Origin of the sequence: Defluviicoccus vanus (assembly GCF_014672695.1) — a bacterium.
GTDB classification, from domain to species: Bacteria; Pseudomonadota; Alphaproteobacteria; order Rhodospirillales; family Defluviicoccaceae; genus Defluviicoccus; species Defluviicoccus vanus.
The window spans coordinates 299,978-323,704 of record NZ_CP053923.1 but is presented as its reverse complement, the minus strand read 5'-3'; the positions used below and the strand labels follow the sequence as shown (position 1 = coordinate 323,704).

General features: G+C 63.4%; 25 protein-coding genes, 2 pseudogenes and 1 riboswitch. Of the genes and pseudogenes, 10 read left to right on the top strand and 17 right to left on the bottom strand.

The features are described from left to right. Positions 1 to 29: 29 nt before the first annotated feature. The 5 genes and pseudogenes from cobW to HQ394_RS01510 form a co-directional block, all read right to left on the bottom strand. The gene (cobW, locus tag HQ394_RS01530) at positions 30 to 1,058 is read right to left on the bottom strand and encodes a cobalamin biosynthesis protein CobW (protein WP_190261729.1); all 1,029 of its coding nucleotides are present in this window, start codon (positions 1,056 to 1,058) and stop codon (positions 30 to 32) included. After that, positions 1,055 to 1,681 (bottom strand): bifunctional adenosylcobinamide kinase/adenosylcobinamide-phosphate guanylyltransferase, encoded by a 627-nt coding sequence (cobU, locus tag HQ394_RS01525; RefSeq protein WP_456151471.1) that lies wholly within the window; start codon positions 1,679 to 1,681, stop codon positions 1,055 to 1,057. The genes cobW and cobU overlap by 4 nt, the downstream gene beginning before the upstream one ends. Continuing rightward, positions 1,647 to 1,835: riboswitch (cobalamin riboswitch) on the bottom strand. It overlaps the preceding gene by 35 nt. Continuing rightward, complete coding sequence (locus HQ394_RS01520; protein WP_190261728.1) at positions 1,834 to 2,196, bottom strand: histidine phosphatase family protein; 363 nt, start codon at positions 2,194 to 2,196, stop codon at positions 1,834 to 1,836. (Overlaps the previous riboswitch by 2 nt.) Next, entirely contained in the window at positions 2,106 to 2,492 is a 387-nt protein-coding gene (locus tag HQ394_RS01515) for a histidine phosphatase family protein (protein WP_190263429.1), read from the bottom strand. Before HQ394_RS01515 ends, HQ394_RS01520 begins: the two co-directional genes overlap by 91 nt. A 7-nt stretch (positions 2,493 to 2,499) precedes the next feature. Beyond that, positions 2,500 to 3,159 (bottom strand): annotated as a pseudogene (locus tag HQ394_RS01510) (adenosylcobinamide-GDP ribazoletransferase); the annotation flags it as partial. A gap of 323 nt (positions 3,160 to 3,482) precedes the next feature. Between HQ394_RS01510 and cobT the strand changes: the two are divergent. Continuing rightward, positions 3,483 to 4,517 (top strand): nicotinate-nucleotide--dimethylbenzimidazole phosphoribosyltransferase, encoded by a 1,035-nt coding sequence (cobT, locus tag HQ394_RS01505; protein WP_190261726.1) that lies wholly within the window; start codon positions 3,483 to 3,485, stop codon positions 4,515 to 4,517. A 44-nt stretch (positions 4,518 to 4,561) separates the two neighbouring features. Continuing rightward, positions 4,562 to 6,070, top strand: a complete 1,509-nt coding sequence (locus HQ394_RS01500; RefSeq protein ID WP_190261725.1) for a M48 family metalloprotease — start codon at positions 4,562 to 4,564, stop codon at positions 6,068 to 6,070. 46 nt (positions 6,071 to 6,116) lie between these two features. On the opposite strand, the gene HQ394_RS01495 is transcribed toward HQ394_RS01500, so the two are convergent. The 7 genes from HQ394_RS01495 to HQ394_RS01465 form a co-directional block, all read right to left on the bottom strand. After that, positions 6,117 to 6,968: a hypothetical protein gene (locus tag HQ394_RS01495; protein ID WP_223291773.1), complete on the bottom strand. Its 852-nt coding sequence runs from the start codon at positions 6,966 to 6,968 to the stop codon at positions 6,117 to 6,119. A 25-nt stretch (positions 6,969 to 6,993) separates the two neighbouring features. Next, on the bottom strand, positions 6,994 to 7,494 hold the full coding sequence (locus HQ394_RS01490) for a CarD family transcriptional regulator (protein ID WP_190261724.1): 501 nt from the start codon (positions 7,492 to 7,494) through the stop codon (positions 6,994 to 6,996). Between the two features lie 280 nt (positions 7,495 to 7,774). After that, positions 7,775 to 8,110, bottom strand: coding sequence for a ferredoxin FdxA (gene fdxA / locus HQ394_RS01485; protein ID WP_190261723.1), 336 nt, complete (start codon positions 8,108 to 8,110; stop codon positions 7,775 to 7,777). A gap of 46 nt (positions 8,111 to 8,156) precedes the next feature. Then, positions 8,157 to 8,642: a tellurite resistance TerB family protein gene (locus HQ394_RS01480; protein ID WP_223291772.1), complete on the bottom strand. Its 486-nt coding sequence runs from the start codon at positions 8,640 to 8,642 to the stop codon at positions 8,157 to 8,159. A gap of 97 nt (positions 8,643 to 8,739) precedes the next feature. Further along, on the bottom strand, positions 8,740 to 9,126 hold the full coding sequence (locus HQ394_RS01475; protein WP_190261721.1) for an RNA-binding S4 domain-containing protein: 387 nt from the start codon (positions 9,124 to 9,126) through the stop codon (positions 8,740 to 8,742). A gap of 2 nt (positions 9,127 to 9,128) precedes the next feature. Further along, positions 9,129 to 11,666, bottom strand: coding sequence for a helicase-related protein (locus HQ394_RS01470; protein ID WP_190261720.1), 2,538 nt, complete (start codon positions 11,664 to 11,666; stop codon positions 9,129 to 9,131). Between the two features lie 98 nt (positions 11,667 to 11,764). Beyond that, on the bottom strand, positions 11,765 to 12,379 hold the full coding sequence (locus HQ394_RS01465; protein ID WP_223292001.1) for a protein-L-isoaspartate(D-aspartate) O-methyltransferase: 615 nt from the start codon (positions 12,377 to 12,379) through the stop codon (positions 11,765 to 11,767). 303 nt (positions 12,380 to 12,682) lie between these two features. On the opposite strand from HQ394_RS01465, the gene HQ394_RS01460 reads away from it, so the two are divergent. Next, positions 12,683 to 12,997, top strand: coding sequence for a hypothetical protein (locus HQ394_RS01460; protein WP_223291771.1), 315 nt, complete (start codon positions 12,683 to 12,685; stop codon positions 12,995 to 12,997). 190 nt (positions 12,998 to 13,187) lie between these two features. Here HQ394_RS01460 and HQ394_RS01455 read toward each other — a convergent pair whose 3' ends face one another. Then, positions 13,188 to 13,499, bottom strand: coding sequence for a DMT family transporter (locus HQ394_RS01455; RefSeq protein WP_190261717.1), 312 nt, complete (start codon positions 13,497 to 13,499; stop codon positions 13,188 to 13,190). Positions 13,500 to 14,018: 519 nt separating this feature from the next. On the opposite strand from HQ394_RS01455, the gene htpG reads away from it, so the two are divergent. From htpG to HQ394_RS01430, 5 genes are all read left to right on the top strand, one after another. Further along, a complete protein-coding gene (gene htpG / locus HQ394_RS01450; RefSeq protein ID WP_190261716.1) occupies positions 14,019 to 15,905 on the top strand; it encodes a molecular chaperone HtpG in 1,887 nt (628 codons plus the stop codon). Between the two features lie 170 nt (positions 15,906 to 16,075). Beyond that, the gene (locus HQ394_RS01445) at positions 16,076 to 16,435 is read left to right on the top strand and encodes an NADH:ubiquinone oxidoreductase subunit NDUFA12 (RefSeq protein WP_190261715.1); all 360 of its coding nucleotides are present in this window, start codon (positions 16,076 to 16,078) and stop codon (positions 16,433 to 16,435) included. 86 nt (positions 16,436 to 16,521) lie between these two features. Next, positions 16,522 to 16,971, top strand: coding sequence for an MlaD family protein (locus HQ394_RS01440; protein ID WP_190261714.1), 450 nt, complete (start codon positions 16,522 to 16,524; stop codon positions 16,969 to 16,971). A gap of 39 nt (positions 16,972 to 17,010) precedes the next feature. Continuing rightward, positions 17,011 to 17,436, top strand: a complete 426-nt coding sequence (locus HQ394_RS01435; protein WP_456151514.1) for an MlaD family protein — start codon at positions 17,011 to 17,013, stop codon at positions 17,434 to 17,436. 59 nt (positions 17,437 to 17,495) lie between these two features. After that, positions 17,496 to 17,942 carry a DUF2155 domain-containing protein gene (locus HQ394_RS01430; RefSeq protein WP_223291770.1) on the top strand — a complete coding sequence of 149 codons (447 nt, stop codon included), beginning with the start codon at positions 17,496 to 17,498 and terminating at the stop codon, positions 17,940 to 17,942. Here HQ394_RS01430 and aat read toward each other — a convergent pair. The 4 genes and pseudogenes from aat to aroQ form a co-directional block, all read right to left on the bottom strand. After that, positions 17,825 to 18,466, bottom strand: a complete 642-nt coding sequence (gene aat, locus HQ394_RS19370; protein WP_223292000.1) for a leucyl/phenylalanyl-tRNA--protein transferase — start codon at positions 18,464 to 18,466, stop codon at positions 17,825 to 17,827. The genes HQ394_RS01430 and aat overlap by 118 nt on opposite strands. Before the next feature lie 57 nt (positions 18,467 to 18,523). After that, positions 18,524 to 19,852: pseudogene (gene accC / locus HQ394_RS01425) on the bottom strand (acetyl-CoA carboxylase biotin carboxylase subunit); the annotation flags it as partial. A gap of 26 nt (positions 19,853 to 19,878) precedes the next feature. Further along, entirely contained in the window at positions 19,879 to 20,334 is a 456-nt protein-coding gene (locus HQ394_RS01420) for an acetyl-CoA carboxylase biotin carboxyl carrier protein (protein ID WP_190261711.1), read from the bottom strand. A 10-nt stretch (positions 20,335 to 20,344) separates the two neighbouring features. After that, positions 20,345 to 20,800 carry a type II 3-dehydroquinate dehydratase gene (gene aroQ / locus HQ394_RS01415; protein ID WP_190263061.1) on the bottom strand — a complete coding sequence of 152 codons (456 nt, stop codon included), beginning with the start codon at positions 20,798 to 20,800 and terminating at the stop codon, positions 20,345 to 20,347. A gap of 153 nt (positions 20,801 to 20,953) precedes the next feature. Between aroQ and thiS the strand changes: the two genes are divergently transcribed. Beyond that, on the top strand, positions 20,954 to 21,943 hold the full coding sequence (thiS, locus tag HQ394_RS01410; protein ID WP_190261710.1) for a sulfur carrier protein ThiS: 990 nt from the start codon (positions 20,954 to 20,956) through the stop codon (positions 21,941 to 21,943). Between the two features lie 351 nt (positions 21,944 to 22,294). Beyond that, positions 22,295 to 23,725, top strand: a complete 1,431-nt coding sequence (locus HQ394_RS01405) for a circularly permuted type 2 ATP-grasp protein (RefSeq protein WP_456151470.1) — start codon at positions 22,295 to 22,297, stop codon at positions 23,723 to 23,725. Positions 23,726 to 23,727: the final 2 nt, after the last annotated feature.

Sequence of the window (23,727 nt, the reverse complement as noted above, 5' to 3'; positions counted from 1 at the left end):
GGAGGTGCCGGGGGATCAGTCGGGTCAGGTCAGGCGGTCAACACGGCGGTGACGGCTTCGCAATCGAGGCCCTTCTTGCCGATCACCACCAGTTCGCTGCGCCGCTCTTCGCCTGTGGTCCAGGCGCGATCGTAGTAGCGGTCGATCCGGCCACCGACCGCCTGCACCACGTGCCGTCGTGCCTTGTCGGTGACATGGAGGAAGCCCTTGACCCGCAGCACATCGTGGGCAGGAGCGACGATGCGGATGCGTTGCTCCACCTCGGCAGGATCGCCGACCGCGCCAAAGGTGGCAACAAAACTGGCAAACTCGTCGTGATCGTGGTCGTCTTCGCCGTCCTCGTCGTGATGACAGTGACGGTGCTCGATCGACGCCTCGGCGGCGGCGGCGAGGCCGAGGGCAACGCGCGGGTCGAGTGCCCCCTGGCGGGTGGCAATCACCTTGGTGCCGTTGCCGACGCGGCTGGCGAGATCATCCTGCAAGCTGGCCAGAGTCGGAGAATCCACCAGATCCGACTTGTTGAGCACCACGAGGTCGGCACACGCCAGTTGGTCCTCGAATAGTTCGACCAGAGGGGAAGGATGAGCCAGCGCCGGATCGGCGGCGCGTTGCGCCTGCAGCCGCTCGGGATCGTCGGCGAAGCGGCCATCGGCCAGCGCCGGCGCATCGATCAGCGCGATCACCCCATCGACGGTCAGCCGGGTGCGGATCTCCGGCCAGTTGAAGGCCTGGACCAGCGGCTTCGGCAGCGCCAGACCGGATGTCTCGATGATGATGTGGTCGGGTAGCGGCTCGCGGGCGAGCAGCTTTTCCATCGTCGGTACGAACTCGTCGGCGACGGTGCAGCAGATGCAGCCGTTGGCAAGTTCGACGATATTGTCGTCGCTGCAGCCGTCGATACCGCAGCCCAGCAGCATCTCGCGATCAACGCCACGATCGCCGAACTCGTTGATCAGGATGGCGATGCGGGCCCCCTTGGCCCGGCTCATCAGGTGGCGGATCAGCGTCGTCTTGCCGGCACCAAGAAAGCCGGTGATGACGGTGGCGGGGATCTTCATGCGCGGAGCTCCTTGAGCACGAGGGGCAGCCCGGCAGCGACGAACACCACCCGGTCGGCGGCGCGGGCAACGGCCTGGTTGAGGCGACCGGCAGCATCGCGGAAGGCGCGGCCGAGCGGTGTTGCCGGGACGATGCCGAGGCCCACTTCATTGGCGACGAAGACGACGGGAGCGGCGAGGCGGGGCAGGGTGGCGATCAATTGCTCCGTCTCCGCTTCGACGGCGCGATCTTCGCCCATCAGGTTGCTGAGCCAGAGCGTCAGACAGTCCACCAGCACCGGCCGGCCGGATGCGGTGGCGCGGACGAGGGTCGATGCCAGATCGAGCGGTTCCTCGATCGTTGTCCAAGCGCTGCCGCGGCGGGACTGGTGCAGACGAACGCGCTCGCGCATTTCGTCGTCGTCAGCTGTGGCCGTGGCGAGATAGATGGCTTCGACCGCATGACCGATCAGCGCCTCGGCATAGGCGCTCTTGCCCGAACGGGCACCGCCGAGGACGAGGGTGACCGCCGGTAGCTGCGAAATACTTGCATCCAACACGAAACGCGTCTCCTCCACCCGAGGACGTTGGCCGTACAGCGTGCGGGCGAGGTCTCCTGGCTCGGGATCATCGACCGCGGCCACCTTCCCGGCGCCTCAGCGCCAGTGGTAGTCCCGGCGCCTCAGCGCCAAGGGATCATCGACCGCGGTCTCACCACTCACAGTTGCGGGGGCAGCGCCGGATTGGCGCGAGGTCGCGCGCACCAGCTTCCCTGTTCCAACACGATAGCTAGTCGTTAGCACGAACCGGCAGGGGGAATCCAGCGGCAGGGTGCGTTGACCATCTCCACCCGCCATTGACCGCCCTTGCGCTGAAGGAGCGCTTCCGGCAGCAGGGTCAGGCGGGTGATCGAGAGGTTGTCGATGACGATGGCCATCGCCGCTTCCGGCGTGAGCCCAAGCGCGTGCGCGACCGCGGCGCGGATGCTGCCACCGTGGGCGATGGCAACGATCGTCCGCGCTGGCTGCGCGTGCGAGCGCTGGTCGATCGCCGCCGCTACCCGCTGCATCACCTGAGCGAAGCTCTCACCGCCAGGTGCGGCATTTCGTGTCGGGTCGGTCCAGAAAGCGGCGTAGCCGGCAGGGTCGCGCGCTTGCATCGCTGACCAGTCGAGTCCCTGCCAGGCGCCGAAGTTTGTTCAACCAGGCCGGCATCGATTTCGGGAACGGGTGGCGGCATTGACGCAACAGCGGCGATGGCGGCATACGTCTGCTGAGTGCGCTTCAGCGGTGTGGTCAGCCAGCACGCATCCGCGGGCAAGGCATGGGCGAGCGCCTGCAGTGAGCCGGTATCGGCGGTATCGCAGTCAACGTCCATCTGACCGTAGATGACACCGGGACGACCCGGCACCGGCGCGTGGCGAACCCACCACCAAGTGGTGGTTGCCGCGGTCACCGAGGCGCTACCCGTTGCCGCCGACGGTCGCCGCCGCGGTGGCGAGGACGGCGATTTCGACGATCACCTGGGCGGCGCCGAGGACGTCTCCCGTCTGGCCGCCGATCATGCGACGAGCGACGATGCCGACGATGACTGCCGCCAGGATCGCCGCGGCAATGGCACTCATTGCCGCCCAGAAGCCGAGAGTGGCGAGCGCGGTGACGATGGCGATCAGAGTGGCAACGGCGATGTGTGCCGGCTCCGGTCTGCCGGCAGCGGCGGCAAGGCCGTCGGCTCGGGCGGGCGGCAGCCAGCGCATCAGGCCCGGCAGGACGGCGCGCGACAGGGTGGCGCCGGCGATGACCACGAGCGCGGCGGTATCGGGGGAATATACGCCGGTAAGAATCGAGGCGCGAAGACCGACGCCGAAGACCAACGCCAACGCACCGAAACTGCCGAGATGACTGTCGTGCATGATCTCCAGCCGACGCTCCAGCGTACGGCCGCCGCCGATGCCGTCGAAGAAGTCGGCTAGGCCATCCTCATGCAGCCCTCCGGTGAGGATGATCGAGGTGGTCAGGGCGAGGAGGGCGCACGCAAGTGGATGCAGACCAATGTGGAAGGACGCCAGCAGCGCCAGCGCTGCCGCCGTGCCGACGCCGATACCCACCAGCGGAAACAAGGCGCTGGCCGACGCGAGAAATCCCTGTCCGACGGCGGATGCGGCCGATAAGGATGTGACAGTCTCATCGTCGCGTTGTCTTCGTCATCCAGGGACGGTTGCACCTGCGCCAGCGAGGTGAGTGGCAAAACCGTCAGGAAGCCGAGGGCGACGCAGAGATCCCGCCAAAGGCGCTCGATCACTGACGGCGGGCTGACGAGCTCCGCAGGCTTCATGTACATGGTCACTCACGTCTTCCCAGGCGATAGGCGACTTTCGTCATTGTTGGCGGTTATAGGAGAAACCTTGGCGAAAGCAAACGCGCAACGCACAAAGAGGAACAAAGGATGACATCCCTGACGCCCATGCCTTCACTTCAGGCGTTTCATAGCCTTCTCGCAAGCCTTCCCGGTCCGGACACTGCGGCAATAACCGCAGTGCAGGCGCGCGAAGCGGCATTGCTCAAGCCGCCGGGCGCCCTTGGCCGGCTTGAGGAACTCAGTGCCTGGCTGGCAGCATGGCAGGGTCGCTCGCCGCCGGCCGCCGATCGCATCGGCGCCCTGGTGTTCGCCGGCAGCCACGGCGTCGCCGCTCAAGGGGTGTCGGCCTATCCACCCGCGGTCACCCACGAGATGATCGCCAGCTTCCGACAGGGCTGGGCGGCGATCAATCAGCTGTGCCGGGCGCAGGGCGTCGATCTTGACGTCATTCCGCTGCAGCCGGAGCAGCCCACCGCTGATTTCACTGTGGCGCCGGCGATGCGCGAGGATGAACTGCTCGCAGCGCTCAACGTCGGCTTCCTTGCGGCCGATCGTGATCTGGACCTGCTCTGCCTTGGCGAGATGGGAATCGGCAATTCCACCGCTGCCGCGGCGCTTGCCCACGGCCTGTTCCACGGTCTGCCGCAGGCATGGGCCGGTCCGGGCACCGGCGTTGATGCCGAAAGACTAGCGATGAAGGCTGCGGTTGTCGGCCGGGCGGTGGCGCTGCACCGACCGGCGGCAACGGATGCGCTCGATCTGTTGCGCCGTCTAGGCGGGCGTGAGTTGGCGGCGATTGCCGGCGCCGTGGTGGGTGCGCGCCTACGCCGAGTGCCGGTCATCCTCGATGGCTACGCGGCGACAGCGGCGGCGGCGGTTCTGGCCGTCCAGGCACCGGGTGCCCTCGATCATTGCCAGGTGGGGCATCGGTCGGCAGAACCCGGGCATACGCTGCTGCTGCAGTGTCTGCAGATGGCGCCACTGCTTGATTTCGGCATGCGGCTGGGCGAGGCAAGTGGTGCTGTCCTTGCGGTTGCTGTGGTCAAGGCGGCGGTGTGCTGTCATCTGGGCATGGCAACCTTTGCCGAGGCGGGGGTCAGCGGGCCGGCAGAGGGAGCGTAACGCAGACATCATCGTGTTGCCGGCGCAGATCTTGCGCGCCCGGCATGAGCGCTCTAATTGGGGTGATTATGCGCCACCTCACCGCTCTTCTTTGCCTTATCATCGCCGTCGGTCCGATCGCAGCGTGTACGTCCAATCCGGCGACCGGCGGCTCGAGCTTTACCGCGTTCATGTCGCCCGAGGAGGAAAAGCGGGTCGGCACCGAGCAGCATCNNCCAAAGCTAGTGCAGCAATTTGGCGGCACGTACACCTATAAGGACTTGAACGCCTACGTTGATCGGGTCGGCCAGTCCCTGGCCCGGCAGACGGAAGCGCCGAACGCCAGCTATACATTCACGGTCCTCGATGACGAGACGATCAACGCCTTCGCCCTACCGGGTGGCTATGTCCATGTGACGCGCGGCCTGCTGGCGCTGGCCAGCAACGAGGCGGAGATGGCGGGCGTCCTCGCGCACGAACTTGGGCATGTGGTCGCCCGACACCCTGCGCAGCAGTACAGTCAGTCGGTGGCGACCAACCTCGGCGTCTCTGCGCTCAGCGTCCTCGGCCTGTTTTTCGGTGTACCGCCGGTGGCGGCCAATCTCGCAGGCTACGGAGCGCAGGCCTACCTGCAGGATTACTCGCGCGACCAGGAGTTGGAGGCGGACCGGCTTGCGCTGCGCTATATGACGCGCGCCGGCTACGACCCGCAGGCGCTGGTCAGTTTCTTTCGCAAGCTCGATGGCGATGCGCGGTTGCAGGCGGCGATGGTGGGTGACCCGGGAGCCGCCGACCGCTTCGACATCATGGCCTCGCATCCGCGGACGGCGGATCGGCTGCAACAGGCGAAGACGCTGGCTGCCAGCGCGCCGCCAACCGCCAACCGCACCGACCAGGCGACTTACCTCGGCGAAATCGACGGCATGATCTACGGTGATACGCCGGCGCAGGGCATTCGCAACGGCCGCAATTTCGTCCACCCGCTGCTTCGGATCGGCTTTCAGGTGCCGCCCGGCTTCATCTTGCGCAATTCGGAAGATCAGGTGCAGGCGATCGGGCCGCATCAGGCAGTCATCGCCTTCGACGGGGCGTCACCGACCGCAACCGCTCGCGCCGGCTCGATGGAAGAGTATCTGAAGCAGGTCTGGNGGGCGAAGATCAGCTTGCGGTCGGTGGAGAGCTTCCGCATCCGGGACATGGAGGCAGCATCCGGTGTTGCCCAGGTTTCGGGGAAGCAGCAGGGACGCATGGATGTGCGCCTGGTGGCGATCCGCACCGCTCCCGATCACATTTATCGTTTCCTGTTCATGACACCGCCGGCGGTGACCGAGCAGTATGACATGGCGTTCAAACAGACCGCGTATAGCTTTCACACCCTGACGGCGGAGCAAGCGGCGGCAATAAAGCCGCTACAGATCAAGGTGGTGACGGTGGCGGATGGCGATACGGTGCAGTCGCTGGCGGACGCGATGCCCTTCGAAGGCTACGACGCGGATATGTTCCGCCTGCTCAACGGCCTCGACGCCAACGCAACGCTTACCAGCGGCGTGCCGGTGAAGACGGTTACTCAGTAGGCCCTCACGTCGCGCGGCGTCAGGGTTTGCCCAGCAGGTCACAGCTTCAGGCCTCGATGGTATCGACGAGACGGCCATTCTCGTCGAAGGAGGCGGCGACCAGCGATCCGCCGAACCCGGCACCGCCGTCGAGTGACACCATGTGGGCGCCGATGCGCAGGCCGCGATGCTGCGGATCGAAGCCGCGGACGATGTGGGCGAAATCCTCGTAGGGCGCGTCCATGGCCTCGAAACCGCGGCTGCCCCACCAGAAGGCGTCGCCCTGCTGGGTCAGCGGCCGGCTTGGATCAATCCCGGTGCTTACCAGTAGCAGGGTCCGGTCAGCGGTATATGCGGCGCGACGGAGAACGCTGAACAGCCGGTCATGGCCATCGAGCGCGCGCATTCCCGCCCGCAACGAGTTCGTCCATTGCGAGACGACAACTGCACCGCGGCGGACGACGCGATACCCGGTCTGGATGTCGCCGCCATAGGCTTCGATGGTGGGGCCGACGCCGTGCGCCAGCATCCATTGGAAGACGTCGGCCGGGCTCGGCGCGAACTGCAGTTGCAGCAGTTTGTGCCACATCTCTTCCTGACTGCCGCGCAGAAAGACGATCTTGCCGCTTTCGTCGTCAAGTTGGCGGGCGAGGAGCGCACGGCGAAACAGCAGCATTTCGTGCACTGTCGCCGCCACCCGGGCACCACGACCGAAGAAGTTGCCGAGGTAGACAAGGTTGTCGTACGGGGTGATCCGTGTTGCCAGCCGGTCATGCAGGATGACCAGTCGGTCCACCTCACCGTGGATAGCGCCAATCGCCCAGGTGAACCGCCCGGCCGGCAGGATTGCAAATACGTCGGATGCCGACGTCCTGCCGGCCGCGGGTCGCGACCGGGACGGCCCAAGCTGCTCGTTCACGCCGTCGCCGCTCTCCACAAGGCGGTTACGCGGCGTTCAGCAGTTCCGCCAGCTTTTCGGTTGCGGTCAGCTTGTCGATGCATTCCAGGGCTGCCAGTTCACATGCCAAGCGATCGAAAGCGGCTTCGTAGATTTGCCGCTCGCTGAAGGATTGATCCGGTTGCCCGACGTTGGGATGCAGGTCGCGCACCACTTCGGCAATGGACACCGGGTCGCCGGAGTTGATCTTGGCCTCGTACTCCTGGGCGCGGCGGCTCCACGTNCTCGTCTTCTTGACGCGGGCACGACCACGCAGTTTGCTAAGCGCATTGTCCATGACCTTGCGCGTGCTCAGTCGTCGCAGGCCGGCCTGGGTTGCCTTGTTGATCGGCACCCGTAACGTCATGCGATCACGATCAAACGAAATGACGAAGAGTTCTAGCTCCAGCCCGGCAATTTCACGGACTTCGAGCCCAATTACTTTGCCAACTCCATGGGTTGGGTAAACAACATAGTCTCCGGTTCCGAACACTAGGTCTTCCCGCATTTCTTGTTCTCACTCCACTCAAGCGTCAATGAGGGACTCTGTCGCGTGTTAAGTCCACGACTGGGTATAACTTTGACTGCCGGTGATTGTTTAAATGGGACGGACGAGCACCCTATACGGATCAGCTCCCCCGACCTGCTCGCACAACGCACACGCCGCTAGTGAGGGGTCACTGTGTCTCCTACGCCGCGTCAAGGTTCTTTTATAACACGACGAGGCGTTATCACACAAATCCCATTATCGCTCGGCGGTGCCGGCGCACCGGCACCGCGGCCACGTTTCAGCTCCCGGTGCCGGGATTGCTGCTGAGATACTGCTCCTTGCCGGGCTTGCCGTTCCAGTCTTCGGCATCGGCCGGCTGAACGCCCTTGCGGGTGATATTGGGCCAGAGCTTGGCGTAGTCGGCATTGAGGGTCAGCCACTTTTCATGGCCCGCCTCGGTATCGGGAACGATCGCTTCCGCAGGACACTCAGGCTCGCACACGCCGCAGTCGATGCATTCATCCGGATGAATGACAAGCATATTCTCGCCCTCGTAGAAGCAATCCACGGGGCAGACTTCGACGCAGTCCATGAACTTGCAGCGGATGCAGTTCTCGGTGACGACGTAGGTCATTTGTTCTTGCTCCTCAGAGATAGTCGGCTACCGCCAGGTGTCGTTATCATTCGGGCGGCAGGACAGCGAGTCCCAGTCGTTCCGCGACCCGCTTACGTGCGGCACCGCTCTCCACGTCGGAAACGTAAAGTAGTCCCGATACGCGGCGCACGAGACTCGATTCATAATCGCAGACCACGCCGTCGGCGTAGGCCACTTCCCATAACATCTCGATGAGGCTGATTCTCTCCTCAAGGGATACCGCATCCTTGATATCACGCGTCAGTGAGTAGAGATCCACTGCCTCCTTGGCTCGCCGCGTCGCATCCTCCATGAGCGCGACCGCTGCCGGCTCAGTGAGATGAAATCGCTGCTGCAGCAGCGTCAGGACCGTCGCGCTTTCCTCAGCATCAAGTACGCCGTCAAGCTGCGCTGCGTAAAGCATCAGTACCGCGGCCGACAAGGTCACAGGGTCAACACCGTGCAACTCAGCGGCCTCGGGCGCAGGGCCGAGGAAGGCGAGTAATCTTTCCAGCATGCTGTTCGCTAGCATACTCGCGCTCGGTTCTCAACCGTAACCTGTGTGAGGGATTGTTGCTGGTCGGTATGACGCCTTGCCATCGCCGGTGTGCGGTGATCGCAGGCCGCCTTTACCGTCCTTCACGCAGGCGGTCGATCGCCCGCCGGTCGGCTTTCGTCGGTCGGCCATGGCCTGGCGGCCGCGCCACGGTTGCCGCCATGCAGGAAATGTCGGATTCGGCATCGGCCGTTACCGGTGTCAGGTCCTGGTAGAGTTGCTGCGCTTCCGCGGCCGGTCCGCGGCGATTGGCAAGGGCGAGGATACGGACGACGCGGATCTGCCGCTCCTGGGCAAAGGTCAGCACGTCGCCCGGACGAACCAGGTGGTGGGCTTTTTGGACGCGGGTTCCATTGACACGCACATGGCCATCCTCACAGACAGCAGTGGATCGGGTGCGTGTCTTGAAAAAGCGCGCAAACCAAAGCCATTTGTCGAGCCGCGTCGTTTCGTCGCTCATGCTCAGGATTTCAGCACCCGCAGGGAGGCGAAGGGGGAGTGGGGATCGTGCCTGGGTTGCCTTGGCCGCCGTCCTGGCGACGCGTCCGGGTTCCTGCGGCGGCGGCAGGCGCGACGGAAGTGGATCCCGGCCTCGGTCTGTTCGGCCTGGTAACCGAGAGCGGCGAGAATCGCCGGCAGTTCGCTGCGGGCGCAGCCGACCAGGGTGGGAAAATCGCCGGGTGGTACGAAGGGCCCCTCGCGCGCCAGTCCTGCCGCACGCGCTGCCAGCCGCTCCAGCATGTCGATGCGGATCGCCCGTGGCCCGACAACGCTGTAACCACAGGCCGTGTAGTAAGCGGGTGAGACGCCCAGCATCACCGGCAGCGACACAGTGCCGGCGGCGGGNGGAAGGCAGGGCGGCTGCTCCGCGTGGACTGACCATAGCAGCGAGCGCAGTCGCATCGGCCCTGGCTTCAGCAGATCGGCAAACCAGATGGTCTCCCGGCCAAGGCGCAGACCGAGGCTGCGCAGGGTCTTACGGTCCCGCTCCTCAAGTGCGGCGATCTGCGGCTCGACCCGATGCCGCGGCAGGGCGCCGAGCGCCTCACCCAGTTGAAAGACCAGGCCGCGGGCGGCGCCGGAGAGGACGGCGTCACCGGCAAGATGCAGCGACGGTAGCATGTGGCGCAGGTGGGCGTCCAGCCACTGCTGCAGGCGACGACGCATGCGGGTGCGGCCGTCGCTTGGCAACAGGTCGCTCGCCAACGGTTCGATCCTTGGCGTGAGGACGTGGTCGCTCCTGCGCAGCGCGGCGACCACGGCGCCCCGCCAGAGCAGTTGGGCGTCGTCGGTCAGACGGAAGGCCTCATCGGCGTCGGCTTCAAAGCTGGCCAGCCGTCCGCTCATATCGCTGCGCAATGCCCGCTCGGCAGCCGCGTTGACGGCGCGCCTTGCCTCCTCGACGGCGGTGCCGACGCCGCCGGGCATCAACTCACCAATGAAGCGAAATCCCTTCAGCATGCCGATCCGATGGCCTTCCACCGTGACTTCGCCGCTGGCGCCGATGGTGGTGAGCAGATCACCGCTTTCGCGCATCCGCACCACCAGCGAGGCGGTGCGTCGGTCGATGAAGCGCTGGATCAGCCGTTCGTGCAGCGCATCCGAAAGCTTGTCTTCGATGGCACGCGTTCGCTCCTGCCAGGCTGGCGCGTCGTCGAGCCAGTCGGCGCGATGGGAGACATAGGTCCAGGTGCGGATACCGGCGATCCGCTGCATCAGTGCCTCGATGTCGCCATCGATGCGGTTAATCCGGTCCACCTGCTTTGCCACCCAGTCCTCGGGCAGGCGGCGACGCTGACCACCGCTGCCGGCCAGATAGCGGAAGACCCGGCCCTGCAGGCGTGCGTGTCCGTCGCTGTGCACTTTGCCGAAGTCGGGGATCTGACAGACCTCCCACAGCAGGCGCACGGACTCCGGCGAAGCGGCGAGAGCGGCGATGTCGTTCTCGGCGGCAAGATGGCCAAGTGCCAGTTCGTCATCGGCTTCGCGCGCCCGGATCAGGCCGGGCCGCTTCGGCGGCCGGGCGAGGCTGGCGCGCAGCGCCGCGACAGAGGTGAAGGCGAGGTCGGTGGCACGCCAATAAAGGTTGTGCAGCGGATCAAAGGCGTGATTTTCGATCCGTTCCACCAGATCCGGATCGAGAGCGCCCACCTCAGCGGTGGTGCCGAAGGAGCCATCCTTGGTGAAGCGCCCGGCACGGCCGGCGATCTGGGCCAGTTCCGCCGGGGCCAGCATCCGCGCGTGGCGACCATCGAACTTGCGCGTCGCCGCGAACGCCACGTGATCCACGTGCATGTTCAGTCCCATGCCGATGGCATCGGTAGCGACGAGGTAATCGACTTCGCCCGCTTGATAGAGAGCCACCTGCGCGTTGCGGGTACGGGGGCTGAGCGCACCGAGGACGATTGCCGTGCCGCCACGCTGGCGGCGCACCAGCTCGGCGAGGGCGTAGACGTCGGCAACCGAGAAGGCGACAACCGCGCTGCGCGGCGGCAGCCGAGAGAGTTTGCAGGCGCCGCTGTAGGTTAGCCGCGAGAAGCGCGGCCGGGAATCAAACTCTGCCTGCGGCACCAGACGGCGCAGCAGTGGGCGGATGGTATCGGCGCCGAGGAACATGGTTTCCCGCTCGCCGCGGGCATGCAGCAGCCGGTCGGTGAAGATGTGGCCGCGGTCGGGATCGGCACACATCTGGATTTCGTCAAGGCCGAGAAAATCTACCCTGCGGGTGAGTGGCATTGATTCGACGGTGCAGAGGAAGTAGCGCGCGTCGGCGGGTAGGATCCGCTCCTCGCCGGTGATCAGCGCCACCAGTTTCGGCCCCTTCACCTTGACCGCGCGTTCATAGTTTTCGCGGGCGAGGAGGCGCAACGGGAAACCCATCATGCCGGACGCGTAGCCCAGCATGCGTTCCATTGCCAGATGCGTCTTGCCCGTGTTGGTCGGCCCCAGAACCGCCAGGATGCGTGACCGGCAGGGCGCTGCCGCAGCGTCCGTTCGCATGGGCGAGATAGTGGCGGCTGGGACGGGAAAAGCAAGGCTGCTCACCGTGGCGACGGCGGTGCTGTGGCGGATTGCCTGCAGATCGTCGCCCTCAGGTGCTAGCGCGGGACCATGGGTACGAAGGCCACCGGGAGCTTCTCTTCTGTGACGAGAGTGCCGTCGGCGCGCTTGTAACAGCGACACAGCATCTGTGTCTGGCCGGCGGGACCCACCGGGATCACCAGCCGTCCGCCGATGCTCAACTGTTGAACCAGGGCTGGTGGAATGGCCTTTGGTGCGGCGGTAACAATGATCGCCTCGAAGGGTGCCGCTTCCGGCCATCCCTGAAAGCCGTCACCGTCGTGCACCTGCACGTTGGTATAGTCCAATGCGGCGAGCCGTGCCCGTGCTGCGCTTGCCAGCGCCGGAACAACCTCGATCGAGTGAACAATGTGGCTGAGCTGCGCCAGCACCGCCGTCTGGTAGCCACAGCCGGTGCCAATTTCGAGCACCCGGTCGGTGGGACGCAGATCGAGCAGGTCTGTCATCAGCGCAACGATGAAGGGCTGGGAAATGGTCTGGCCGAAGCCGATGGCGAGCGGACGATTGTCGTAGGCGAAGAGAAGGTCGCGTTCGGCGACGAAGGTGTGGCGGGGACAGCGCACNATCGCCGCGATCACCGCGGGTGAGAGCTGTGGCCGGTTGGTCCAGTTGGCAGTTTCCGCGGCATCCATGGCGATCTGCCGCAAGAGTGCATCCCGCGCAGCGCTGAAGGTGTCGGTTTGCGGCATTGGCGGGCTACCTTGCCTTATGCGCTGCCACGGTGTGGCAGCGCGTCGGACCGAGTCAAACAGCCATCAGCCACATACCACAGGCCGGTAATTGCGGCACGCTCGCCACTGATGCTGTTTGCAAAGCTGATACGAATCCCTATACTACATTAACGAAGGGTAATGTTGAGATAATGGCTTCGGCTCTTATTAAGCAAGTTTGGTCTCCTGCAATGAACGGGAGATTGTGACAAAGGGATGATTACAATGGTCGCGGCTATTACCAAACGAATGGTCGGTCGTCTCCGTGGCTGGATGGGGATGCAACTGGTTTCGGATGTCCCGGACGATATCGCGGCTTGCGAATTCGAGTGCAAGCGTCCCGAGTGTTCGGACGAAAGGTTTGTCGGCTGCGAACGTCGCCGCCGTACCGAGGCGTTGATGGCAAAGACAGACAAGGCAGATAATGTGGTCGTCGCCACCTGCTCGGCTACCTCCTCGACTGCCAGCGCCGCCAATGCTCCAGTCGCGAACGCTACTGCTTCCAACGCCTCTGCCCAATGCCAGAATATTGACGCTTGAGGCAAGGCTCAGGTCTCATTGGATCAGAGCCAGAATGATGACGACGGCTACGATGCAGATGGCCGAAAAGCGAGGCATTGGCGCATCGGGTGCAGCAATATCGCTCTGCACAGCCAGACGCTGAGTTTGGCGAAGAGACGAATGACCGAGATAATATAGATGATGCTGACATAGCGATCCGCAAGTATCGTTATGAGAGTTTCATCGTCACCATCCCAGAAACGATAAGAATTGCGGCAATCGCCCGCTGAATTGTAAGCGTTTCACCAAGAAACCAGACACCGGCCATGAATGCGCCAACGGCTCCAATCCCGGTCCATATCATATAGGCGGTACCAAGTGGCAGACTGCGCATCGCAAGTGCAAGCAGGCCAAATGACCCAATGATCGCGCCTATCATGATTAGCGTAGGCGTACAGCGCGTGAAGCCTTGCGAGGCTTTCATCGCAACCGCCCAGATAACTTCAAGGAAACCGGCAATAATCAGAAAGACCCAAGGCATGGTACCCTCCGTGCTCGGGTCGTCCCGACTATAATGCTCACCCGCCAGGGAGGTCGTCCTCCTCAGTATCAGATAGGGATCGGCCGGCCACGATCAAGTCTCCTCCTGCTTTCCAAGCCATAGATGAATCGCGACAATACAGTGTAGAGTTTGTCTGGTTTTCGAATCTCCGAACCCGAAGCGCGCGTGACGCCTTGCTAGATTAATCGGTTCTAACCATAGCGTTGACACTCGTGTCTGACACTCGTCTCTGACACTGGCACGCGTGAGCATTTGCGCCGCAAGCGCCGCGCCGGCGGAAGCGGGTGAATTTATGCGTCGCTTGCAGAGCCCGCCGTCTTTAGACATTCGCCGGCGTGGTGCCATCGTTGACCGGCGCCAGAGACAGGGCGTCGCCGCAGATAATGCGTCGCAGCGGCAAGGCGGCGCATTCCGGCCTTGCATCTCTGGGCGATAGTCACACATATCACCGCCAAATCTGCCAGAAATCCAACCAGCGGAGTCGCAGGAACGGTGCCCATGTCCAAGGAAACGTTTACATTTCAAACAGAAGTCGGGCGTTTGCTGGATCTCGTCGCCCATTCCCTTTATTCGCATAAAGAAATTTTTCTGCGCGAGCTGATCTCCAACGCATCAGATGCCTGCGATCGTTTGCGTTATGCGGCAATTACTGATCCACATCTCATCGAAGACGATCACGAGTTCCGTATTCGTCTTGTGGTCGATAAGGACAATCGTNCGCTGAGCATTGCCGACAATGGCATCGGTATGAACCGGCAGGATCTGATCGACACGCTCGGTACCATCGCCCGATCCGGCACGCAGGCGTTCCTGTCGCAGCTCACCGGCGATGCGAAGAAGGATGTAACGCTGATCGGTCAGTTCGGTGTTGGCTTCTATTCGGCGTTCATGGTCGCCGATCATGTGGAGGTGATCACCCGTCGGGCCGGGGAAAGCGAAAGCTGGCGCTGGGAATCTGATGGCACCGGGAGTTTCGCCATCGAGCCGGCCGAGCGCGACAACCGCGGCACCACGGTCATCCTGCACCTCAATGAGGCCAGCAGCGAATTCCTCGATGGGTCGCGTTTGCGCAGCGTGGTCAAGACCTACTCTGACCACATCGGCTTTCCTATTCTGCTCGACGACGTAGACAAGTCGGAGACCTTGAATGCCGCATCCAGTCTGTGGACACGGCCGCGCAAGGACATCACGCCGGAGCAGTATAAGGAATTCTATCACCACGTGGCGCACGCCTTCGATGATCCGTGGCTGACGCTGCACAACACCGTCGAGGGTGTTGTCTCCTACACCAGTCTCCTTTTCGTGCCGACCAATGCCCCCTTTGATCTGTTCGACGCCGAGCGTAAGGGCGGCGTCCGCCTCTACGTCAACCGGGTCTTTATCACCGAAGACTGTGCCGGCCTGCTGCCGCCGTATTTGCGCTTCGTCCGCGGGGTGATCGATACCCAGGACCTGCCGCTCAACATCAGCCGCGAGTCGTTTCAGCACGATCCGCGCGTCGCCAAGATCCGTTCGGGGCTGGTCAAGCGGGTGCTGGATGAACTGGCGAAAAAGGCGGAAGACGTACCGGGCGAGTTCGCAACCTTCTGGGACGCCTTTGGCGCCGTGCTCAAGGAGGGGATTTACGAGGACTACGAGAATCGCGACCGTCTGCTTAACCTTGCCCGCTTTCACTCCACCGCGTCATCCGAACTGACTTCGCTGCCGGCCTATGTGGAGCGGATGAAGCCGGGGCAGGACGCGATCTTCACTCTCGCCGGCAACGAAGCGTCGGCCATCGCCGCCAGCCCGCAGCTGGAGGGATTCAAGGCGAAGGGTGTGGAGGTGCTGCTGCTCACCGACCCTATCGACGAGTTCTGGATTCCGGCGGTGCGCACCTTCAAGGACAAGCCCTTGCGGTCGGCCGCCGGCGCCGACGTCGATCTGAGCAAGATAGCAGCTGCCGAGGGCGAGGCTTCGCCGCCGCCACCCGCCGGCGAAGGTACCGATCGTCTGGTGGTCATTCTCAAGGACGTGCTCAAGGGTGCGGTCAAGGACGTGCGCATCTCGCAGCGGCTGACGGACAGTGCCGTTTGTCTGGTCTCAGGTGAGGGCGACATGGACATGTACCTGGAGCGGCTGCTGCGGCAGCATCGGCGTCTCGAAGGCGCCGGTCCGACGCTGCGCATTCTTGAAATCAACCCCGGCCACCCGTTGATCCGGCAGATGGCGGGCATGACCACAGCCGTGGACGCGGAGAGCCAGTTGCGCGACCATGCGCACTTGCTGCTTGATCAGGCGCTCATCCTTGAGGGCGAACGGCTACCCGACCCGCTGGCGTTTACCATGCGGCTGGCAACGTTGATGACCCGCGCCATCCCGGCCGAACGCGCCGCGCAGGACTAATCGTTCTGGTAGGGGCAAGTTGACGCCCAGGTGGCACAAGCGTCCACCGAGGCGGCTGGACGGAGTCGATCGGCGGTGCCATAGTGCCGCCGCCGTGTCGGCTTCGGGGCGCAAGTTCTGGGCCTTTGCGGTGGCGGGCAAACTGGCGAGTGCAGGCGGACGTCCAAGACATGATCGATGTAGGAACCTGGCTTTACACCAAACTGTTCGGCGAGCATGTGGGCGACGACGCCTTCGGCAACCGCTACTATCGCAACCGGCGCGCGCCGCGCTACGGACGCGAGCGGCGGTGGGTGATATTCAATGGCCGGGTGGAGGCGAGCAAGGTGCCGCCGGAATGGCACGCTTGGCTGCACCACATGACGGCAACGCCGCTGGTCGAGCAGGCTAAGCAAGCGCGTCCCTGGCAGAAGCAGCACATGCCCAACCTGTCTGGCACGCCCTACGCATACTGGCCGCAGGGATACGACCTGCGCGGTGGCCAGCGGGCACCCTCCACCGGCGACTACGAGCCGTGGACACCGAGCTGAGCCTGGCGATAACAGCGTACCGCAGGTCGTCGGCGCCAGCAAAAGGGAGTGGCGGTTGAGACGCGAGGAGATCTCGCGAATTCGCGGTGGGTGCGACTTCGCTGCTGCTGCTGGCTGCAATTCTGATTATCTCTTATAAGGCGCATCGGGAAAGCGCCCGCATTCCCGGATCCGGCTATGAGCTTTCGGCCGTCTTCAACCGGGCTGGTGGCGTCGCGCCCGGGATGCCGGTGCAGATCGCCGGTATTCCGGTGGGGGCGGTGGAGGTGATCGAACTGACGCCGGATTACCGCGCCCGGGTGAAAATGCGGATCGATGACCACATCCAGCTGCCGCGCGACACTGCCGCCGCGATCCACACCGACGGGCTCTTCGGCGGCAAATTCATGTTGCTGGAGCCGNGGGGTGATGCCGCCGTTCTGCAGGACGGCGGCACGATCGCTTTCACCCAGGATGCGGTGGTGATCAATGAACTGCTTGATCTGATTATTGCCGAAGGCCGGGCCAACCGTGCCGCCACAGCCAAGGGAGGCTAGTGATTGAATCGTAATCTGGTGGAGACCGTGCTGGGGGCAATGGTTCTCGGCGTCGCCCTGCTCTTCGGCTACTTTGTCTATACCGCTGCCGAAATTCGCACCGCGCCCGGTTACGACGTTGGCGCCATCTTCACTGCCGTCGGCGGATTGGCCACCGGCAGCGACGTGCGGATCAATGGCATCAAGGTGGGTACCGTCAGCGACCGCCATCTCGATCCCAACACCTTTGAAGCCATCGTCAACATGACGGTCAACAACGACGTCAAACTGCCGCAGGATACGGTCGCGGCGATTGCCAGCGAAGGACCGCTTGGCGGCAAGTATCTGGCGCTGACCCCGGGACGGNCGAAGGAGTTTATCGCTCCTGGCGGCCTGATCCGCGATACGCGCAATTACCGCTCCCTTGAAGACCAGGTTGGCGAGATCATTTTCCTCGCCACCAACAAGCCTGAACAGCCCCGTTGACGGCGGCATTGGCCAGATTGGTAAGGAGCGCACCACCGCCCTGCGGTGGCCTGCGTCGGTTGGCAATCGCTGTGGCCGCAATCGTGGTCGCCGCCATTGGTTGCCCTGGCGTGGCGCGGGCGGATCCATATCAGACGGTTGTGCTGCGTGCCCTCGATAAGGTGACGGCGCGCAGCGTGACTCTCGAGGTGCCGATCGATACGCCCGTTACGTTCCGAACGCTCGAAATCACCGCACACGTCTGCGATAAGCGCCCGCCGGAAGAGAGCCCGGAGGCCGCGTCCTATCTTGATATCGTCGAGAAGCGGGAAGGGCGGCCGCCGGTTATCGTATTTCGCGGCTGGATGTTCGCCTCCAGCCCCGGGCTGTCGGCGATGCAGCATCCGGTTTATGACATCTGGGTGCTCGACTGCGTCAACAAGGTCGAAAGTGCCCCATCCCAGCCGGCGGAATCGGACGGGACGACGAACGACGCCTTGACTGGCAACGCGTCCTCCAACAAGTAGAGATACTGCCCTGCCGGGATCTCGATGGCGCCGAAGCGGCGCAGGTGTTCGGTGACGAACTGCACATCGAGGAGAACGAAGCCGCCCAAATGCAACAGCGCGACCAGATGAACGAGGGCGACCTTGCTCGCATCGGTGGTAAACGAGAACATGCTCTCGCCGAAAAAGGCGCCGCCAAGGGCGAGGCCGTAGAGCCCGCCCACCAGTTGACCGCCCTGCCAGGTTTCGATGCTGTGAGCCATGCCCATTTGATGCAATTCGCCGAAAACGTGGGCGATATTGTCATTGATCCAGGTTTCGGGATGGCCGGGCCGTGGTTCGGCGCAGGCGTCGATCACCGAGGCGAAGGCAGTGTTGACGCGGACTTCGAAAGCATCACTGCGCACCGTTCGTCGCAGCCGCCTGGGGATATGGAAATCGGTGAGCGGCAGAATGCCTCGCATCGCCGGCGCCACCCAGTGCACCGTCGGGTCGTTGCGATGACTAGCCATCGGGAAAATGCCGATGCTGTATGCCCGAAGCACCACCTCGGGCGTGAGTTGTCCGCCGCGATCGAACCGCCGTTTAATCGTCNNACCTCGAACGTACCGCTCCAGCCAGTGAATGTCGTAGTCGCCATTGACGAAACGCTCGGCTTCGAGCAGACGACGGTGCAGCGGNATCGTCGTGTTGATCCCGTCGACGACGCATTCATCAAGTGCGCGGCGTAACCGGCGGATGCAGGTGTCGCGATCGGGAGCGTGGGCGATGATCTTGGCGACCATGCTGTCGTAATAGGGTGGCACGACGTAGCCGGAGAACAGTGCCGAATCGGTCCGGATGCCGAGACCGCCCGGCGCATGATACTCGTTGACGCGGCCGGGGCTGGGAGCGAAGGTTTCCGGGTGTTCGGCGGCAATGCGACACTCGATGGCGTGACCGCTGAAACGAACCTCCTCCTGGGTGAAATCGAGCGGCGCGCCGGCGGCAACCCGCATCATCTCCCGCACCAGATCCAGGCCGCAGATCATCTCGGTGACCGGATGCTCCACCTGCAGCCGGGTATTCATTTCGATGAAATAGAACTGCCCATCCTCGAAGAGAAATTCCATTGTGCCGACGCTGCGATAGCCCAGGACCCGGGCAGCGTTGGCGGCGCGGCCGCCGATCTCAGCCCGCTGGGCGGCGCTGATCGCCGGCGAGGGGGCTTCCTCGATCACCTTTTGGTGCCGGCGCTGCAACGAGCAGTCGCGCTCGCCCAGATGCACGACATTGCCGTGGGCGTCGGCGAGGATCTGGACTTCGATATGACGGGGACGGGTGAGATATTTTTCGAGGTAGAGGTCTCCGTTGCCGAAGGCCGCCATCGATTCCGCACGTGCCAGTTCCATTGCCGCCGCCAGATCCTGTGGCTCGTGAACCACCTTCATGCCCCGGCCGCCACCGCCGGCGGTGGCCTTGAATAGCACCGGGTAACCGAGACGCTCGGCAATCGCCCTGGCGTCGTCCTCGTCGGCGGCCGCTCCGTCCGACCCTGGGACAACCGGAATCCCGGCGGCGATGCAGGCACGCTTGGCGGCAACCTTATCGCCCATTTCCCGGATGTGATGCGGCGATGGACCGATGAAGGTGATCCCGTGCTCCTCGACCATGGTCGCGAAGTCGGCATTTTCGGAGAGGAAGCCGTATCCTGGATGAATCGCTTCCGCGTTGCTGATCGTCGCTGCGGTCAGAATCGCTACCGGATTGAGGTAGCTGAGCGCCGCCGGTGGCGGACCGATGCAGATCGATTCGTCGGCAAGGCGTACGTGCATCGCGTCCGCATCTGCGGTCGAATGGACGGCGACGGAGCGAATCCCCATCTCGCGACAAGCGCGGAGGATGCGCAGCGCGATCTCTCCCCGATTGGCGATGAGGACCTTATTGAACACGTCTGATTACCTGCACATCAGGGCGGCTACTCGATTACCAGCAGCGGTTCGCCATATTCCACCGGCGAACCGTTGGTGACAAAGACGCTGACGACCCGTCCGGCGCGCGGTGCGGTGATCGGATTAAAGACCTTCATCGCCTCGATCAGCAGCAGAGTCGTGCCTTCTGCCACCGTATCGCCGACGTTGACGAAGGCGGGCAAGCTCGGTTCGGGTGAGGTGTAGACGACACCGACCATCGGCGAGGTGATCAGGCCCGGATGGGGTGCCGGCGCGGCGTCCTCGCGCGGCGTCGCCGTTGCCGTATCGCCGACGTGGGGGTAGGAGGCCGGCGCCATCGGCGCGAAGGCGGTGCGCGCAACGCGGATGCGCAACTCGCCCTCGACGAGTTCGATCTCGGTGAGATTGGTCTCATCGAGCAGGAGGGCCAATTCGCGCACCAGGGCGGCGCTGGCACTTTTCGGCTTACGTGGCGGGGTCATCGGCGGTTCCTCAGCGGCCACGGCTGGAATGGCCTGTGCCATGCGCGCTTACCGCAGCCTCGATGGCGAGTTCATAGCCCTTTGCTCCCAGACCGCAGATCATGCCGGTTGCGGCCTGCGAAATGTAGGAGTGGTGGCGGAAAGACTCGCGGCGGAAAATGTTGGACAGATGCACTTCGATAACCGGAATAGTGAGGGCCAACAGCGCATCCATGATCGCGATGGACGTGTGGGTATAGGCACCTGCGTTGATGATCAAGGCATCGGCGTCGCGACGGGCCTGGTGAATCCAATCGATCAGGTCGCCCTCGGCGTTGCTTTGGCGAAAGTCGGTGGAAGCGCCCAGTGCCTCGGCACGCTGCCGGCAGGCGTGCTCAATGTCTGCCAGCGTCGTATGGCCATAAACCGCGGGCTCGCGTTCGCCAAGAAGATTGAGATTGGGGCCGTTGAGGATGAAAATGCGCATGCAGGGGCAGGTGGACAAACTCCAGCGTCTCTGAGGCTTATAGCACGCGGCCGCGCTTGTGTAACCCGAAGCGACGACTACCTTAGCGGGGAAGGCAACGTCGCGCCGGGGCGCTCGCAACATCACAAACAAAGTTGGGACGACGGCTTTTCCATGCACGTGATCATCAACGGCGAAACAAAGACGCTCGACGCATCGGTTACGGTCACCGAGTTGTTGAACACCTGTGGTCTGGACCCACGCAAAGTGGCGGTCGAGCGGAATCTGGAAATCGTGCCCCGGTCCGGCTACGACCACATCCTGGTGGACGACGGTGACCGCATCGAGATTGTTCATTTCATCGGCGGCGGCAGCCCCGACAGCACGGTGGCTGCAAGTGATCCGCTGACCATTGCCGGGCGCAGCTACAAGTCCCGCCTGCTCGTCGGCACCGGTAAATACAAGGACTTCGAGCAGACGGCGCAGGCGATCGAAGCCTCGGGGGCGGAAATCGTCACCGTCGCGGTGCGCCGGGTCAATATCAGCGATCCGCAGCAGCCGATGCTGATGGATTATGTAGATCCCAAGGTCTACACCTATCTGCCCAACACCGCCGGTTGCTATACGGCGCAGGACGCGGTGCGGACGCTGCGGCTGGCGCGCGAAGCGGGCGGCTGGGATCTGGTCAAGCTGGAAGTGCTTGGCGATCAGAAGACGTTGTTTCCCAATATGATCGAGACCCTCGCCGCCGCCGAGCAACTTATCGGCGAAGGGTTTAAGGTGATGGTCTACTGTTCCGACGATCCGATCCTCTGCAAGCGGCTCGAGGAGATGGGCTGCGTTGCCATCATGCCGCTTGCGGCTCCCATCGGCTCAGGCCTCGGCGTCCAGAACCCGGTGCATATCCGCCTTATCATTGAGCAGGCCAAGGTTCCGGTGCTGGTCGATGCGNGGGTTGGCACCGCCTCTGACGCGGCGGTTGCCATGGAATTGGGCTGCGATGGCGTCTTGATGAACACCGCTATCGCCGAGGCCAAAGACCCGATTCGGATGGCGCGTGCCATGCGTCTGGCGGTGGAGGCGGGGCGTCTGGCCTACCTTGCTGGGCGGATGGCGAAAAAGCGCTACGCCGATCCGTCGTCACCGTTGGCCGGGCTAATTTAGGCATCATTTGTCGGCATCGTTCGTCGGCATCACGGCGCTGCCCGCAGGCGAGCGGCAGGTGGTGCAGGCGGAATTGGTGATTAATCTCGTGGCGTTGTCGGCGCGTCGTCGGTGCTGTCGCCGCAGTTTGCCCAAATGGCGGGCGATTTCTTGCAATAAGCTGGTAACTGTGCGTTAACTCCACTTCGTCAGCCAATGGTTCACGGGCTGGGGAGGTGACTCCCGGGGTCGGACGTAGGCGGATAGCCACTGATGCGCGAACGGGCAGCAGTGGCTATCGGTGGCATCTGAATTGCTAACGTTTCGGCCGCGGGATTGAGTAACCATCAACAACAGGTGCAAAACCCATGGATGCGGGCGCCCATGAAGGCCGGTGAAGCCTTTGACGAAATGCACGGATTGGAAAACGGGATTCGTAATGCCTACCGTGCCTATCAGGAATGGCTGACCGGTACCTCGTCCGCGAAGCTGACCGAAAAACATCAGCAGGCTGATCTCATCTTCCGCCGGCTCGGTATCACCTTTTCGGTGTACGGCAGCGAGGAAGGGGTCGAGCGGCTGATCCCGTTCGATATCGTCCCCCGCATTCTTGATGCGGAAGAGTGGAACACCGTCGGCACCGGCGTCTGCCAGCGCGTGCGGGCGATCAATGCGTTTCTCGACGACGTCTACCACGAGCAGCACATTCTTAAGGCAGGACGCATCCCGCCGAATTTGGTCCTCAACAATCCTGGTTTCCGCCCGGAGGTGTTGGGGCTCGATCTGCCGCGGCGCACCTATGTGCACATCGCCGGCGTCGACGTGGTGCGGGTTTCCGCCAACGATTTTTATGTCCTCGAAGACAATGCGCGCGTGCCGTCCGGTGTCTCCTACATGCTGGAGAACCGCGAGACGATGATGCGGTTGTTCCCCGATCTGTTCGCCATGCATCCGGTTGCTCCGGTCAACCACTATCCCGAGATGTTGCTGCGGACGTTGCGGGCGGCGGCACCCNCGGGCGTCATCGATCCCACCGTCGTCGTCCTTACCCCGGGACATTTCAACAGCGCCTATTTCGAGCATGCTTTTCTGGCGATGCAGATGGGCGTCGAACTGGTGGAAGGCCTCGACCTGTTCGTCGAAGACGATACGGTCTTCATGCGCACCACCAGCGGGCCGCGGCGAGTCGATGTCATCTACCGCCGCGTCGACGACGAATATCTCGACCCGCTCGCCTTCGATCCCAACTCGCTGCTTGGCGTTCCGGGCCTGTTGTCGGTGGTTCGCAGCGGTCGGGTCGCGCTCGCCAACGCGATCGGCACCGGTGTGGCCGATGATAAGGCGATCTACTGCTTCGTTCCCGACATGATCGAGTTCTATCTCGGTGAGAAGCCGATCCTGAAGAATGTGCCGACCTATCGCTGCTCGCTCGACGATGATCGCGCCTATGTCATCGATCATATGGAAGAACTGGTCGTCAAGGAGGTCGGTGGATCGGGTGGCTACGGCATGCTGATCGGACCGAACAGCACCGCGGAGGAGCGTTACGCCTTCCGCCACAAGATCCTCTCCAACCCGGACAATTTCATCGCCCAGCCAACGCTGAGCCTGTCCACCTGTCCGACGCTTGTGGATGGCAGCCTTGAACCGCGCCACGTGGATTTGCGACCCTACGTCCTCACCGGTGAAACAACCACCGTGGTTCCGGGTGGCCTGACCCGCGTTGCGCTGCGCAAGGGGTCGCTCGTCGTGAATTCCTCCCAAGGGGGAGGAACGAAGGATACCTGGGTGTTGGAGGCCTGACC

Bases quoted from the DNA above. Each gene is read 5' to 3' on its own strand.
- cobW (WP_190261729.1), bottom strand. From the start codon at position 1,058: ATGAAGATCCCCGCCACCGTCATCACCGGCTTTCTTGGTGCCGGCAAG.
- HQ394_RS01520 (WP_190261728.1), bottom strand. From the start codon at position 2,196: ATGCAAGCGCGCGACCCTGCCGGCTACGCCGCTTTCTGGACCGACCCG.
- cobT (WP_190261726.1), top strand. From the start codon at position 3,483: ATGACATCCCTGACGCCCATGCCTTCACTTCAGGCGTTTCATAGCCTT.
- fdxA (WP_190261723.1), bottom strand. From the start codon at position 8,110: ATGACCTACGTCGTCACCGAGAACTGCATCCGCTGCAAGTTCATGGAC.
- HQ394_RS01480 (WP_223291772.1), bottom strand. From the start codon at position 8,642: ATGCTAGCGAACAGCATGCTGGAAAGATTACTCGCCTTCCTCGGCCCT.
- HQ394_RS01475 (WP_190261721.1), bottom strand. From the start codon at position 9,126: ATGAGCGACGAAACGACGCGGCTCGACAAATGGCTTTGGTTTGCGCGC.
- HQ394_RS01460 (WP_223291771.1), top strand. From the start codon at position 12,683: ATGGTCGCGGCTATTACCAAACGAATGGTCGGTCGTCTCCGTGGCTGG.
- HQ394_RS01455 (WP_190261717.1), bottom strand. From the start codon at position 13,499: ATGCCTTGGGTCTTTCTGATTATTGCCGGTTTCCTTGAAGTTATCTGG.
- HQ394_RS01445 (WP_190261715.1), top strand. From the start codon at position 16,076: ATGATCGATGTAGGAACCTGGCTTTACACCAAACTGTTCGGCGAGCAT.
- HQ394_RS01420 (WP_190261711.1), bottom strand. From the start codon at position 20,334: ATGACCCCGCCACGTAAGCCGAAAAGTGCCAGCGCCGCCCTGGTGCGC.
- aroQ (WP_190263061.1), bottom strand. From the start codon at position 20,800: ATGCGCATTTTCATCCTCAACGGCCCCAATCTCAATCTTCTTGGCGAA.